We start from the raw sequence: 13,209 nt of genomic DNA, 5'->3' as shown, positions 1-13,209 counted from the left end.
CGTCGGCGTCGTTCGGGCGGTGTGAGCCGGCCGAGTCCTCCGGATCCGTCGAACCCGTCGGACCGGCGCGTCCCCGAGATCGCCCTCGCCGTCGGCGTCGTCCTCGCGGTGCCGCTGGGGCTGTTCGTCGCGCTCGTGGAGGGCGACCCCCTGTCCGCGGCGGCGCTCGCGCTCGCGCTGTTCTACCCCTTCGCCGCCTACGCGGTCGCGTTCTCCGACGATCCCGCGAGCGTCCTCCGCCCGAACCCCGTGCTGGCGGCGGGCGCCGTCGTCGCGGCGCTCCTCGCGATTGTCGGCCTCCTCGTCGGGCGGCCGGCGACCGGCCTGGCCGTGGGGCTGCTCGCCGTCGTCCCGACGGTGGCCTACCACGTCCGGTACGGCGCGTCGGTCGATCCGCTCGCGCCCCCGCAGACGCTCGCGCTCGGCGGGGTCGTCGCCGCGGTCGCCCTCGCGGTCGGTCTCGGCACCGGCGACGGTCTCGCGGGGGCGGTCGGGGCGGTCCTCGCGCTCCTCGGAACCGCGGACTACCACGACCGGCGCGGCGAGCGCTTCGATCGGCGATCCGAACGGCTCGTCGTGGGAGGGTGCTTCCTCTCCGCGGTCCTCGTCGTCGTCGCCGCGGTCATCGCCGGGCAGGCGATCGTCGGCGTCGTCGTGGGCTTCGGCCTCGTCGCGGTCGGGACGGTGGTCGCCCGCGGCGGGGTCGTCCAGAACGAAACACTTTCGTGATGCTTCGCCCTCTGTGGACACGCGGGACCGTGGGGTAGCTTGGTATCCTTCAGCGTTTGGGACGCTGTAACCGCGGTTCAAATCCGCGCGGTCCCACGTTCAGGACCCTGAGCGACAGCGAAGGGTCTGAACCGGACGGAGCGAGGATTCGAATCAGGGAGTGAAGCGAACGAAGTGAGCGGAACGACCGTGGTTCAAATCCGCGCGGTCCCACTCTGCTGCGACGAACGAACGTGAGGAGCGTCGCGTTCCCGTCGCCGCGAACTCGCAGAGCGTCGCGTCTCGCCGCCTCAGACCCACCGCACGGCGTCCCCGAGGTCGATCCTCGGACTGCCGTGGGCGTACGCCTCGGCGGAGCCGTTCGGGCGCATGCGGTAGACGACCGCGGGGGTGTGCTTGACGGGCGGCTGTTCGGCGCGGACCGCGTTCCAGTCGTCGTCGTGGAAGGACGAGCAGTCGACGAGCAGGAGGGCGTCGGGGTGGGCGTCGAGCTGGTCGTCGGTCTTCGCGTTGGCCGTCGCGCGCACCGCCGCGACGGGCGTGTCGGCGGTGCGGCGGGAGGGCGGCAGCGGGCGCGTCACCTCGACGAGCGCGTCGGAGGTGCGGTAGCCGCCGCCGTCGGCGCGCACCGCGCGCACGCCCTCGCCGACGGCGAAGTCGAGCGCGTGGCCGCTGTCGAGCGCGATCTCGGGGACGAACTCGTAGCCCGCGTCGTGGAGGAGCTTCGCGGCGTTCAACTCGCCCATCGCGGCGTCCATCCGGACGTGATCGACGTGCGGGCTGGTGCCGAGCTTGCCGGCCATCGTCTCGCGGTACGGATCGAGCACGCCCGAACGCAGGAAATCGTCGTAGAAGCGGAGGGCGATCTGGGGGTTGGCGTCGGGGAAGCCCGCGGCGTGTTCGAGGAAGAACCGTCGCGTGCTCGTCCGGCCGTCCTTCGAGAAGAAGACCGGGAGGAAGAACCAGCTCACGTACGAGCGAGCGGCGAGTTCGGGGGACTGCGCTTCGAGGTCGGCGAGGAGTTCGCGTTGCACCCACCGCGAGACGGCGTACGGCGCGTCGTCGAGGTCGCACTTGTCGGTGCGCCAGAGCGGTTCGGGCGTCGTCGTGTTACCCAGCCAGTACGCCGATCGGGAATCGCGACGCCACGCGAACAGCGCGACGTCGCCGTTGTCCATGTCGATGCGGCGCGCCCGGTAGCCCTTCGGGGACGCGAACCGCCCCGTCCCGATCGACGCGCCGAACGAATCGTCAAGCGGCGCGAGGAGGTCGCGGCGGACGCGATCCTCCGTCCAACGTGCGTTCGACCGGCGAAATCGGAGGGGACCTGCCACGAGTAACACTTCGCGCGCGCCCGGTTATGCGTTGCGACCGGCGACCGGACGACCGAACGACCGGACGGCCCAATCTCCCCGGCGACTCGAACCGCGTCGGCGGTCCCGCAGCAGGTTTGCGATCCGGACAATTCGGCTTAACAGTTAACGGCAATACGGACGGATCACCGTTACATTGATAATCGGGAGTTCGTAAGGTACAGTATACCATGTCAATGGGAGCCTATGACGAGGACGAGCACGAGCGCCGAGAGGCGAAGGCCACGGCCGTCGACACGGACTTCGACGACGAGCGGACCCAGTACCACGGGAAGCTGACGTTCGACTCGGGCGATTCCGCCGAGGCGCTCCTCGATCAGTTCAAGCGGATCAAGTCGCAGTGATCGCCGTCGGGTCGCGGCGACCCCACCTCACTTCGTGACGATTTCTCGCTCGTCGTACGAACGGACCGTGACCAGCAGCGCGGACAGCCCGGTCACCAGCCAGACGGCCGCGACGTGGCCGAGGATGACCGCCTGGATCACCGGCTGGCCGGACACGAACGGGTAGAGCACGAGCTGCGCGGCGGCGAACGCGAGTATCTCGAGGTCCGACCGTCTGAGGACGCCTGCCGTTCGCGAGTCGAAGCGGTAGCGCACGGAGCGCCACAGCGAGACGACGCTCGCCCACCACGCCGTCCCGATGCGATAGCAGACGTCCCAGAGGACGAGGAGCGTGACGTAGGCGACGAGCACCGGCGGTTCGGGACCCAGCAGTTCGTCGACCAGCGACCCGCCGCCGCGCTGCGGAGCGAAGACGAACAGCTGCGTGATCAGCGCGACGTAGGCCAGCACGCCGAGGACGACTTCGATGCTCGATCCGAACAGGAGCCGGCGGTAGGCCTCCGGGAGCGGTTCGGAGCGTATCATGGCTGAGATGCGGAGCATCTCGGCGCTTCCGAGCGCCGCGACGAACACGGCGGCCGTCCCCGCGAGCGCCGCCGCCCAGAGGTCGTAGTACCACGCGGCGAGGAGGACCGCCCCCTCGAAGACGCAGAGCTGGATGGCGATGGCGGCGCGCCGCGAGACGTCGATGCCCGGGAGCGCGCTGACGATGCTCTCGTAGACCCACGTCTCGCCGTACTCGACGCGCGCCATCTACGTCTCTCCGTGCGATCGATCGTCGGTCGTCTCCCCCTCGACTCCTGGTTCGTCCGCCCCCGCCTCGTCGGTCCCGAGCGCCCGCCGGACGGCCGCGTCGAACGGCGTCAGCTCGACGGGAACGAGCGACTCGATCCGCGAGTCGTTCGCGACGACGGGGTTGCGAAGCCCCTCGATGAGCGGCCGGGCGACGCTCCGCGGGAGGTCGCTGACGAGGCGGAGCCAGTACGCCGAGAGTTCCGGCGAGAGCACCGGCACCGGCACGATCACCGGCGCGCGGCCCTTCTCGATGCGGGCGGTCCGCTCGATGATCTCCTGGTAGGTGAGCACCTCGGGGCCGCCGATCTCGAACGTCCCGCCGGCCGTCTCGGGCGCGTCGAGGACGCCCACGAGGTAGGCGATCACGTCGTCCACGGCGATGGGTTGACAGCGCGTGCGCACCCACTCGGGCGTCACCATGACGGGGAGGCGATCGACGAGCTGTCGGATCAGTTCGAAGCTCGTGCTCCCGTCGCCGACGACGATCGCCGCGCGGAGCGTCGTGAGGTCGAAGTCGCCCTCGCCGAGGACGTGTTCCACCTCGCGGCGCGAGCGGAGGTGCTTGGAGAGGCGGTCGCGCTCCTCGCCGAGGCCGCCGAGGTAGATCACCCGCCCGACGCCCGCGACGTCCGCCGCGCGGACGAAGTTGCGCGCCGCCCGTCGGTCGCGCGCCTCGAACTCGCCGCCCGATCGCATCGAGTGGACGAGGTAGTAGGCGGCGTCGACGCCCTCGAACGCGGCCTCGAAGCTCCCCGGGTCGAGCAGGTCGCCCTCGAACGCCGTCACGCCCGGCGGCGCGTCGTACCGCTCCGCGTCGCGAACGAGCGCCCGAACGTCGTAGTTCCCTGCCGAGAGCAGGGCGGGGGCCAGTCGTCCGCCGATAAACCCCGTCGCGCCGGTGACGAGAACGCGCATGGTGGAGAGAGGAGCGCCGGGCGCATATTACCGTGGGTCACCGCCCCGGGGACGGTACCCGCCGCGCGGAAGGGCTATCCCGCTCGTTCCCCAACCCCGAACATGGCGAGAAAGCGGTGCGACGGGTGCGGCGAGCGCGTCCGGATCGCGGGCGGGATCGGGGACCTCTGGTCGTTCGAGGGCGGGCCCAGCGGCGGGATGACGCTCGAGTTCGCGGACGGCACCGAGTACTTCCTCTGTTTCGACTGCATCGAGCGCCTCCCGGACGACCCGACGGCGGACGACGTCGCCGCGCTCGACGATCGGTGAGTTTCAACGATCGGTGAGTCCCGGTGATCGGTGGGTCCGGTCGGCGGTGAGTCCCGATCGTCGGAGAGTCCAGACGACCGGTGAGTTTACCCCGACGGCGTCGTTGTCCCGAGTGTGAACCCCGCGCGAATCGACGAGGAGTTCCCCGCGCCCTCCTACCGCGGGGCGCAGGAGGGCGCGTTGCGGGACATCCGCGCCGCGTTCGAGGCCGGCAACGACGTGGTGCTGGTGCGCGCGCCGACCGGGAGCGGCAAGTCGCTGCTCGCGCGCGCCATCGCCGGCTGCGCCCGCCGCCCCGGCGAGGCCCGCCCCGAGGAGCCGATCGGCGCGTACTACACGACGCCGCAGGTGTCACAGCTCGACGACGTGGCGGGCGACGACCTGCTCTCCGACCTCGCGGTGATCCGGGGAAAGGGAAACTACTCCTGCATCCTGCCGGGCGAGACGACGACGCCCGTCGACCGCGCGCCCTGCGCCCGCGAGCGGGGGTTCGACTGCCCGGTTCGACACCGCTGTCCGTACTTCGCGGACCGCGACGTCGCGGCCAACCGGCCGATCGCGGCGATGACGCTCGCGTACTTCATGCAGATGGCCGGGTCGGAGGTGTTCGGCCAGCGGAACGTCGTGGTGATCGACGAGGCCCACGGCCTCGCGGAGTGGGCGGAGATGTACGCGACGATCGAACTCGGCCCGGACACGGTGCCGATGTGGGAGGCGAAGCCCGCGCCCGCCGTGAGCGATACCGAGGACGCGATCCGGTACGCGGAGGGGCTGAAGACGGTGTGCTCGCGCCGCCAGACGGAGCTGCGCGGGAAGGAGGAACTCACCCCGGAGGAGGCCGGGGAGCGCGACCGCCTCGCGGAACTCGTCCGCGAGCTGGGGTGGTTCGTCGAGGACGCCCGGGACCCCGAGAGCGCGACGACGTGGGTGGTCGATCAGCCCGACGGCGAGGGGTCGCGGGTGGTGATCAAACCGATGGACCCCGAGCGGTACCTCCGCTACACTATCTGGGACCGCGGACAGAAGTTCGCGCTCCTCTCGGCCACGATCCTCGACAAGGAGGCGTTCTGCCGGAGTTCCGGCCTCGATCCCGCCCGCGTCGCGCTCGTGGACGTGGCTCACACCTTCCCCGTCGAGAACCGTCCGCTGTACGACGTGGCCCAGGGGAAGATGACCTACGACCACCGCGACGAGACGCTCCCGCGGATCGCCCGCCTGATCGTCCGGCTCATGCGACGACACCCCGACGAGAAGGGGCTGATCCACGCCCACTCCTACGCCATCGCGGAGCGACTCGTCGCCCGCCTCTCCGAGTTCGGCGTCGCGGACCGGGTCCGGACGCACGACCGGGCGAACCGCGACGCCGCGCTCGACTCGTGGAAGCGGAGCGACGGGGCGGACGTGTTCGTCGCCGTCAAGATGGAGGAGGCGCTCGACCTGAAGGGCGACCTCTGTCGCTGGCAGGTGCTCTGCAAGGCCCCCTATCCGAACACGCGCGACTCCCGGGTCGCCCGGCGACTCGAGGACGGGCAGTGGGCGTGGTACTACCGCGCCGCGCTCCGGACGGTGATCCAGGCCTGCGGGCGGGTCGTGCGCGCTCCGGACGACCACGGCGCGACCTACCTCGCCGACTCCAGCCTGCTCGACCTCTTCGAGCGCGCGAGGGGCGATATGCCCGACTGGTTCGCCGCGCAGGTCGACCGGATGACCGAGCCGGACCTCCCGGCGTTCGACCCCGGCGCGGCGCTCGGCGGCGGCGGGGGCGACGGATCGTCGAGCAGGCGTCGGCCGCGCCCACGCTCGCTCGACGACCACCCGCTCTCCGACGTGTGGCGGTGAGCGAGTACGGTCGATCGCGCTCCGTTCGATCTCTCCCGCGCTCCTCCACGTGTTACTTCGGTAGAGCGCACCTTCGGACCTCTCCTTCGCCCGTCGTGAGCGATATGGGTCCTTCACGTAACCTCGCGTCCGACGGACGAGATCGTCTGACCGGCGATAGTAAAATCGTGAGTAGTAAAATCTAGATTTAGATAATCGACCGCAGTTCGATTCTGGACGCTGGAAGGAGTGCCGACGGGTGTCCGGTGGGCGTGCCCCTGATCGTCGGAATACCACCCGCTCTCCGACGCGCGGCGCTAGAGGAACACCGACGCGATGCCGTAGGCCGCCGTCGAGGTGACGAGGAGGAGGACGAACAGGAGCACCAGCCACTGCCTTGCGGTCATAGGTCCCCACAGAGTGTCAGCGGGGATACGGGTTTCGGCGGTGGTGCGCTCGGATTGCGGCGCGGCGCGACGCACCGAGAGTGTTACCCCTCGACGGCGTCCTCGGGCAGCACGTGCAGTCCCGCCCGGCTCTTGAGGACGTGGACCGTCTCCGCGCCGGGATCGAGGTAGCTCGGCCGGGCGATGGTCTTCGTCTCGAAGGTGTCGGGGTCGAGCACCTGCACCGCGCGCTCGTCCTCGACGGCGACGAGGGTCGTCTCCCGCGCGTCGTCGACGCTCCCCAGGCGGCGGGCCTCGGGGGCGACCCCGTCCTCGCTGTCGGCCTCGTAGTGCGCGCCGGTCGTGAGGTAGTCGCCCTTCAGGTTGCCGTGGGCGCTGCGGACGAGCACCGGGTCGTCGTCCTCGGGTTCGATGACCGTCCCGGCGGGGTACGGCGGGAGGCGCACCGCGTAGGTGACGCGGTAGACCTCGTTACCGTCGCTGTCCTCGGTGACGAGCGTCCGCGAGTCGGTGATCGTCCCGCCGAACCGCCGCCGGACGCGCTGGGCGACGGCGCGGCCCATCTGCGTGGTCGAGAGCTTGACGTCGACGCCGTCGCGAGTCTCCTTCACCTCGGAGACGAAGGCGTTGCGGTCGCCCTTCGCGTCCCGGTTCTCGACGTACTCCTCCGCGATCTCGACTGCGCCCTCGCGCTCCGCGTCGGTGGGCGTGCGCCCCTCGGCGCGCACCTGGACGATCGAGGCGTAGTAGTCGCCGGCGATGCGAGAGCACCGGGTACACGTCTCGCGGCTGAAGCGGACGCGCACGTCGCGGTCGGCCTCCACGGGTGTCTCGCGGACGACGCCGGAGAAGTGACAGTGCATGAGGATCGTGTTCTGGTCCACCTGTTCGGGGTCGACCAGCCAGGTGAACTCGTCGGCGTCGACGTGGACCGAGAGCGCCTCGGTCACCTCCTCGACCGCGACGTCGGTGTAGTCCTCCGCGCCGACGTCGATCCAGCGGTTGCCCCGGTAGACGGCACCGCAGCGCGGACAGATGCGCACCGTCAGCTCCTCGGGGGCGTCCACGAGGTCGAAGTCCTCAAAGTAACACGCGTCGCACAGGTGCGCCCGTCGGCCGTGGGGGTCGCCGACCCGCGGTCCCTCCCGCGACTCGACCGGCTTCCCGCAGCGCGGGCAGAACTCGCCCGATGAACTCATTGGCGGTAGTACCGCCCTCGCGCGTTTAAGTTCGGCGTGTTTCCCGCGGCGGATCGATCGCGCGTGTCGCTCCTCAAGGTGCGTTCAGCGCGTAGAGCCGCCGGGCGAGTTCGAGGAGCGCCAGGGCGACGAGCGCCTCCGTCAGCGGGAGCGACAGCCCGCCGCCGGGCGTCGAGACGGAGAGGCGCGGTCCCCCCGTAACCAGCGCCTCGACGCCGACGAGCAGGGCGAGCGTCACGAGCGGGACGGCGCTCTCGAACAGCACCGTCAGCGCCCGGAGCGTCGTCGCCGCGAGCAGCCGGTGGACCGGCGTCCAGGGGGAGGGGTACGATTCCCGTCCGTTCCCCTCGCTTCCGTCGCTTCCGTCGCTTCCGTCGCTTCCGTCGCTCGCGACGGCTTCGTCGCTCCTCTCGGCGTCGGTCGGCGGGCGGTTCGGCTCGGCGTCGCGCGCGGTCGAGGGCCGCGGCTCTGAGGTCGTCGGCATGGCAGTGGTGATCGTGTTCCCGGGCTCGCGGTTACCGGAGTTCGACGGCCGCCCAGGGGACCGTCTCGCCGGTCTTCTTGTCGAACAGCTCCCAGTACTCCGGCTGGACGCCGTGCAGTTGCGCGCAGGCGGCGCACCAGATGTGGTTGTTCGTCGGGTCCCAGTCGACGTGGCCGTTCGGGCAGACGAACCGCCAGCGGACCAGCGGGTCGGCGCGGTCGATGACCACGCGACCCATCGCGTCGGCCTCGCTGCTCCCGTCTGCACGCGCTACGAGTGCGGGCATGTTGAGTTCACAAAAGCCGTTCGGGATATTAATCGGGATTCACGGGCGGGGTGAAACTGAACGACGCGGCGAAAGTGACCGAGGGCGGCGGAATTCCGGGGACGAACGGGGCGTCGGATGTCGGGGGCGATACGCGCGCTGAACGCCCCATTCGCGTCCGAACGCGGCCCGATCCGGTCCCGGAAACACGAGAGTGAAAGTGAAACGGTCGGTCGAACTCGGTCGCCGTCCCGTTCGTCCCTCGCCCGTACGACGGCGAGGTTCATGGACATCGTTCAGATAGGAGGGACCGAGTCGGGGTTCCCGACGTGACCGCCTCGAACGCCCCCTCCCGCTCGCCGACTGCGAACCGCGCTGCGCGCGCCTCCGGCGTGCTTGCGGGTTCTCGCTCGCCGAGCGGTCGGCCCCGTTCAATCCCACCCCTCGTGGACGCTCGTCCGGCAGTCGCGTATCCGAACACCGCCGGTCTCCCACGAGGAGGAGATATTTAATCCACAGACGGCATAGTAGGGGTATGCAGTGGAAACCAGACTGGGGACTGCGTGGGCGGATGGCGCTCACGATGTTCCTGCTCTTCGCCCTCTACATCGTGTTCATCGGGGTGCTGTCCCAGTTCCTCAATATCCTGAGCGTCGTCATCGTCATGGGACTGTTCTCGCTCGGACAGTTCTTCTTCAGCGACAGGCTCGCGCTCTACAGCATGGGCGCGAAGGTCGTCGACGAGGACGAGTACCCCGAGCTTCACGCGATGGTCGGGCGGCTGAGCCAGCAGGCGGACCTCCCGAAGCCGAAGGTCGCGGTCGCCGACACGCGCGTGCCGAACGCCTTCGCGACCGGGCGCTCGCAGAAGAACTCCGCGGTCTGCGTCACGACCGGGATCATGCGGACGCTCGACCGCGACGAGTTGGAGGGCGTGCTCGCGCACGAACTCGCGCACGTGAAGAACCGCGACGTGATGGTGATGACGATCGCGTCGTTCCTCTCGACGCTCGCGTTCCTCGTCGTGCGGTGGGGCTGGCTGTTCACCGGCGGGCGCGACCGAAACAACGGCGGCGTGGTCGTCGCCATCGTCGCCTCGCTGGTCGTCTGGATCGTCTCGTTCCTCCTGATCCGGACGCTCTCGCGCTACCGCGAGTTCGCCGCCGACCGCGGCGGGGCGATCATCACGGGCAGGCCGAGCGCGCTCGCCAGCGCCCTGCTCAAGATCTCCGGCGAGATGGACCGCGTGCCGAAGAACGACCTGCGCGAGGAGGCGGAGATGAACGCCTTCTTCATCATCCCCATCAAGAGCGGGATCGTCGGGCGGCTGTTCAGCACGCACCCGAGCACCGAGAAGCGCGTCGAGCGCCTCCGCGCGATGGAGCGCGAACTCGAGGCGTAAGGGCGTCGAACGTCTCCGGTTCCGTCGGGACGGGGGTGAATCTTTCGGGGTTTCAGTTTTCAGGGGCGAGAAACGCGACGTGGACGATTCGAGAACCTCGCAAGCCCTCCAGAAGGCGGGCGTACAGGGTGCGGCTCCTGCGCCCCCGTTCACTCGCCTGACGGCTCGCTCACGGAGACGCCAGGAGACAGCACCGCACCGCACTGCACCGTACCGCACCCTGTACGCCTTCCTTCCCCCGGGTCGCGCGCCCTCGCTACCGCTCGGGACGCGCTCGCGGCCATGGACAGTAGGAGAAGACGTGCAGCGTTCTCTCCGGTCGGGTTCCCAAACCGCCTACCTGTGGGGAACGTGGGGACGCTACCTCCGATTTCGTGGAGGCCATCCCGGAGAGGTTTTCGAGGCTCTCAGACCGTGACCTCCGATCACGACCCGGTACCCACGGCCGCACTCCGTTTCGTGGACCGAGAGCGTGAGACGGACTAGGCCTCGACCGCGTTACCCCGACGGAACCGAGGTCGGTACCGGTCGAAGAGCCACACCAGCGCGACGGCGGCGAGGTAGTAGGTGACGATCAGGCCGGCCTCCCAGAGGAGGGACGCGAACTGTCCCCCTTCCGGGACGCCGAGCGTCTCCACGAGCGCGTACACGACGTTTTCCAGCCCGAACGCGCTGTCGTACAGGAACATACCCACGAGATACGCCGGCAGCGCCAGCGTACCCGGGAGGAGGGAGGTGACGACGAACACGCCGAACAGGAGGAGGACCGGACGGGAGACCAGTCGGCGACGAATGTGTGCTACGTTCACCATGATCTATCTCAATTGTAGGAGGGTAAGTACTTTCCGGCGGTTGTCACTCGGTGGGTCGTAGATCACGCAAGCGCGTGAACTGACGATTAGCGCCGCCGCGAACCGGCCCGGTCCCTCAGAACGTCGAACCGCGTCGACCGCGCACGGCCGTCAGTATAAGCCGTCGGCCTCCGTACCCGGGGCATGGGCATCCTCGACTCCCTCCGACAGGCCCTCGGCATGAGCGCCGAGGCGGACGCGACCCGTCCGGCCAGCCCCGAGGACCTCTTCGGCATGAGCACCGCCTACATGACGATGGAGGCGGACCTGGGCTACGACCCCGCCGGCGCGGCGGCGCTCTGCTTCGCGGGCGTGGACAGCACCGACTTCGAGCGGACCGAGCGGGAGGTCGAGCGCATCCTCGAGGCCGGCGAGGTCGAGACGGGGACGACGGCGCGCTTCGAGACTGACTCCCACGGCTACCAGTGGGTCGTCCTCGAAGATCCGGACTTCGAGGACCTCGTGACGAGCATCCACTTCGCCGCCGACACGTTCATCGAGGAGGGGTTCGGGGACCGCCTGCTCGCGGCGCTATTCGCCTTCGAAAAGCGCGACGGGCCGAAGGGCCGCCGGATCGGCGACGGTGCGACCGTCGAAGGCGGGAAGCCCGTCTACTGGATCTACTCGTTCCGCCGCGGCGCGTACTATCCCTTCGCCCCGCGGCCCGGCCACGAACGTGACTCGAGTGCTGAGTTCAAACTCCAGAGCGTCCTCGACGGCGAACTCACGGTCGAGGAGGACAAGGAGTACTGGTACCCCCTCTGGCCCGACCGCGGCCGCCACCCCTGGGAGTGAGTCTCCTTCCCGGATAACTGTCCCCACTACCTGATCGTCCATTCCCTCGCCGTCCGTCGGTTTCACTTTCACTCCCCTGTTAACGAGGGTTTATACCCGAACCGGCGCAAGCCACGTCCATGGCAGCAGACCTCGAAGACCTCCCCGGCGTCGGGCCGGCGACCGCGGAGAAACTGCAGGAGAACGGTTACGACTCGTACCAATCCATCGCGGTCGCGTCCCCCGGCGAACTGTCGAACACCGCGGACGTCGGCGAGAGCACCGCCCACGACATCATCCAGGCCGCCCGCAAGGCCGCCGACATCGGCGGGTTCGAGACGGGTTCGCAGGTGCTCGAGCGCCGCGAGCGCATCGGGAAGCTCCGGATGCTCGTCCCCGAGATCGACGACATGCTCGGCGGCGGCGTCGAGACGCAGTCGATCACCGAGGTCTACGGCGAGTTCGGGGCCGGCAAGTCCCAGATCACCCACCAGCTCTCGGTCAACGTCCAGCTTCCCCAGGAGGTCGGCGGGCTCGGCGGCAGCGTCATCTTCATCGACTCCGAGGACACGTTCCGCCCGGAGCGCATCGAGGAGATGATCCGCGGGCTCGACGACGAACTCCTCCAGGCGACGATGGACCACCGCGAGATCGAGGGATCGCCCGACGACGAGGCGGCGATGGAGGAACTCATCGCGTCGTTCCTCGACAAGATCCACGTCGCGAAGGCGTTCAACTCCAACCACCAGATCCTCCTCGCCGAGAAGGCGAAGGAGATCGCGAAGGAGCACGAGGACTCTGAGTTCCCCGTCCGGCTGCTCTGCGTGGACTCGCTCACGGCGCACTTCCGCGCGGAGTACGTCGGGCGCGGCCAGCTCGCCTCCCGTCAGCAGAAGCTCAACAAGCACCTCCACGACATCGACCGCGTCGGCAACCTCTACAACGCCGCCGTGCTCGTCACGAACCAGGTGCAGTCCAACCCGGACGCCTTCTTCGGCGACCCGACCAAGCCCATCGGCGGGAACATCCTCGGCCACAAGTCCACCTTCCGGATGTACCTCCGCAAGTCGAAGGGCAACAAGCGCATCGTGAAGCTCGTCGACGCGCCCAACCTCCCCGACGGCGAGGCGGTCATGCGCGTCGAGGGCGCGGGGCTGAAACCGGAGTAACCACGACCTTTTACTGCGGTCGCCGACGGCCGACACGCTTCGCGGTCGGCCGTGGCTCCCTGGCAAAAGCTCGATCAAAAGCCTGCGTTACCTCCTCGGGCGCTCGCTGCGCTCGCGCCCTCGAAGGCTCCTTGGCCCGCTCGCTCGGCCTTCGGCCTCGCTCACGGTGAGTGCGCTGGTGATAACGGTGAAAAGCAGGGGCCGACGCTCTGCGAGATTTTCGTCGTCGCACTCCGATTCCCGCCGTGACTGAGCGAGCGGAGCGAGCGCGCCGAATCCTCGAAGGAGCGCAGCGACTGAGGGGGTGAGGCGCGGTTTTGATCCAGCTTTTGCCAGGGAGCCAGCGGGCGACCGCGAATGCGTGTCGCCCACGAG

14 protein-coding genes and 1 tRNA gene are annotated in these 13,209 nt (G+C 69.2%); 8 read left to right on the top strand and 7 right to left on the bottom strand.

The window, feature by feature from the left end; all coding sequences use genetic code 11:
• Positions 1–21 precede the first annotated feature (21 nt).
• Positions 22–729, top strand: a complete 708-nt coding sequence (locus NKI68_RS04205; RefSeq protein WP_254545440.1) for a hypothetical protein — start codon at positions 22–24, stop codon at positions 727–729.
• A gap of 23 nt (positions 730–752) precedes the next feature.
• Positions 753–825, top strand: a tRNA-Pro gene (locus NKI68_RS04200).
• Between the two features lie 194 nt (positions 826–1,019).
• On the opposite strand, the gene NKI68_RS04195 is transcribed toward NKI68_RS04200, so the two are convergent.
• On the bottom strand, positions 1,020–2,063 hold the full coding sequence (locus tag NKI68_RS04195; protein WP_254545439.1) for a DUF5784 family protein: 1,044 nt from the start codon (positions 2,061–2,063) through the stop codon (positions 1,020–1,022).
• A gap of 209 nt (positions 2,064–2,272) precedes the next feature.
• Between NKI68_RS04195 and NKI68_RS04190 the strand changes: the two genes are divergently transcribed.
• Positions 2,273–2,446 (top strand): DUF5786 family protein, encoded by a 174-nt coding sequence (locus NKI68_RS04190; RefSeq protein ID WP_254545438.1) that lies wholly within the window; start codon positions 2,273–2,275, stop codon positions 2,444–2,446.
• 27 nt (positions 2,447–2,473) lie between these two features.
• Here the strand turns inward: NKI68_RS04190 and NKI68_RS04185 are convergent, their stop codons facing one another.
• Both NKI68_RS04185 and NKI68_RS04180 read right to left on the bottom strand, forming a co-directional pair.
• Positions 2,474–3,199, bottom strand: a complete 726-nt coding sequence (locus tag NKI68_RS04185) for a DUF7530 family protein (RefSeq protein ID WP_254545437.1) — start codon at positions 3,197–3,199, stop codon at positions 2,474–2,476.
• The gene (locus NKI68_RS04180; RefSeq protein ID WP_254545436.1) at positions 3,200–4,156 is read right to left on the bottom strand and encodes an NAD(P)H-binding protein; all 957 of its coding nucleotides are present in this window, start codon (positions 4,154–4,156) and stop codon (positions 3,200–3,202) included.
• Between the two features lie 102 nt (positions 4,157–4,258).
• Here NKI68_RS04180 and NKI68_RS04175 point away from each other — a divergent pair, with 102 nt between their 5' ends.
• Together NKI68_RS04175 and NKI68_RS04170 are read left to right on the top strand one after the other, a co-directional pair.
• A complete protein-coding gene (locus NKI68_RS04175) occupies positions 4,259–4,465 on the top strand; it encodes a DUF7561 family protein (RefSeq protein WP_254545435.1) in 207 nt (68 codons plus the stop codon).
• Positions 4,466–4,579: 114 nt separating this feature from the next.
• Positions 4,580–6,304 (top strand): helicase C-terminal domain-containing protein, encoded by a 1,725-nt coding sequence (locus NKI68_RS04170; RefSeq protein WP_254545434.1) that lies wholly within the window; start codon positions 4,580–4,582, stop codon positions 6,302–6,304.
• Between the two features lie 469 nt (positions 6,305–6,773).
• Here the strand turns inward: NKI68_RS04170 and NKI68_RS04165 are convergent, their stop codons facing one another.
• The 3 genes from NKI68_RS04165 to NKI68_RS04155 all read right to left on the bottom strand — a co-directional run bounded on the left by NKI68_RS04165 (position 6,774) and on the right by NKI68_RS04155 (position 8,659).
• Positions 6,774–7,889, bottom strand: a complete 1,116-nt coding sequence (locus tag NKI68_RS04165; RefSeq protein WP_254545433.1) for a 60S ribosomal export protein NMD3 — start codon at positions 7,887–7,889, stop codon at positions 6,774–6,776.
• A gap of 73 nt (positions 7,890–7,962) precedes the next feature.
• Entirely contained in the window at positions 7,963–8,373 is a 411-nt protein-coding gene (locus NKI68_RS04160; RefSeq protein WP_254545432.1) for a hypothetical protein, read from the bottom strand.
• Between the two features lie 31 nt (positions 8,374–8,404).
• A complete protein-coding gene (locus NKI68_RS04155) occupies positions 8,405–8,659 on the bottom strand; it encodes a hypothetical protein (RefSeq protein WP_254545431.1) in 255 nt (84 codons plus the stop codon).
• Positions 8,660–9,173: 514 nt separating this feature from the next.
• Here NKI68_RS04155 and htpX point away from each other — a divergent pair.
• Complete coding sequence (gene htpX, locus NKI68_RS04150; protein ID WP_254545430.1) at positions 9,174–10,040, top strand: zinc metalloprotease HtpX; 867 nt, start codon at positions 9,174–9,176, stop codon at positions 10,038–10,040.
• Positions 10,041–10,522: 482 nt separating this feature from the next.
• Here htpX and NKI68_RS04145 read toward each other — a convergent pair whose 3' ends face one another.
• A complete protein-coding gene (locus NKI68_RS04145) occupies positions 10,523–10,852 on the bottom strand; it encodes a hypothetical protein (RefSeq protein ID WP_254545429.1) in 330 nt (109 codons plus the stop codon).
• Between the two features lie 183 nt (positions 10,853–11,035).
• Between NKI68_RS04145 and pspAB the strand changes: the two genes are divergently transcribed.
• Positions 11,036–11,686: a PspA-associated protein PspAB gene (gene pspAB / locus NKI68_RS04140; RefSeq protein WP_254545428.1), complete on the top strand. Its 651-nt coding sequence runs from the start codon at positions 11,036–11,038 to the stop codon at positions 11,684–11,686.
• Positions 11,687–11,805: 119 nt separating this feature from the next.
• Positions 11,806–12,834, top strand: a complete 1,029-nt coding sequence (radA, locus tag NKI68_RS04135; protein WP_254545427.1) for a DNA repair and recombination protein RadA — start codon at positions 11,806–11,808, stop codon at positions 12,832–12,834.
• Positions 12,835–13,209 lie beyond the last annotated feature (375 nt).

It is taken from the genome of Halomarina pelagica, assembly GCF_024228315.1.
GTDB classification, from domain to species: Archaea; Halobacteriota; Halobacteria; order Halobacteriales; family Haloarculaceae; genus Halomarina; species Halomarina pelagica.
Note: the sequence above shows the minus strand (reverse complement) of the source record. Positions and strands in the feature narration are given on the sequence as shown.

What these genes read in the sequence shown, in the direction of transcription:
- NKI68_RS04165 (WP_254545433.1), bottom strand. Translation starts at nt 7,889, where the DNA reads ATGAGTTCATCGGGCGAGTTCTGCCCGCGCTGCGGGAAGCCGGTCGAG.
- pspAB (WP_254545428.1), top strand. Translation starts at nt 11,036, where the DNA reads ATGGGCATCCTCGACTCCCTCCGACAGGCCCTCGGCATGAGCGCCGAG.
- NKI68_RS04175 (WP_254545435.1), top strand. Translation starts at nt 4,259, where the DNA reads ATGGCGAGAAAGCGGTGCGACGGGTGCGGCGAGCGCGTCCGGATCGCG.
- htpX (WP_254545430.1), top strand. Translation starts at nt 9,174, where the DNA reads ATGCAGTGGAAACCAGACTGGGGACTGCGTGGGCGGATGGCGCTCACG.
- NKI68_RS04185 (WP_254545437.1), bottom strand. Translation starts at nt 3,199, where the DNA reads ATGGCGCGCGTCGAGTACGGCGAGACGTGGGTCTACGAGAGCATCGTC.
- NKI68_RS04155 (WP_254545431.1), bottom strand. Translation starts at nt 8,659, where the DNA reads ATGCCCGCACTCGTAGCGCGTGCAGACGGGAGCAGCGAGGCCGACGCG.
- NKI68_RS04190 (WP_254545438.1), top strand. Translation starts at nt 2,273, where the DNA reads ATGTCAATGGGAGCCTATGACGAGGACGAGCACGAGCGCCGAGAGGCG.
- NKI68_RS04180 (WP_254545436.1), bottom strand. Translation starts at nt 4,156, where the DNA reads ATGCGCGTTCTCGTCACCGGCGCGACGGGGTTTATCGGCGGACGACTG.
- NKI68_RS04145 (WP_254545429.1), bottom strand. Translation starts at nt 10,852, where the DNA reads ATGGTGAACGTAGCACACATTCGTCGCCGACTGGTCTCCCGTCCGGTC.
- NKI68_RS04160 (WP_254545432.1), bottom strand. Translation starts at nt 8,373, where the DNA reads ATGCCGACGACCTCAGAGCCGCGGCCCTCGACCGCGCGCGACGCCGAG.
- radA (WP_254545427.1), top strand. Translation starts at nt 11,806, where the DNA reads ATGGCAGCAGACCTCGAAGACCTCCCCGGCGTCGGGCCGGCGACCGCG.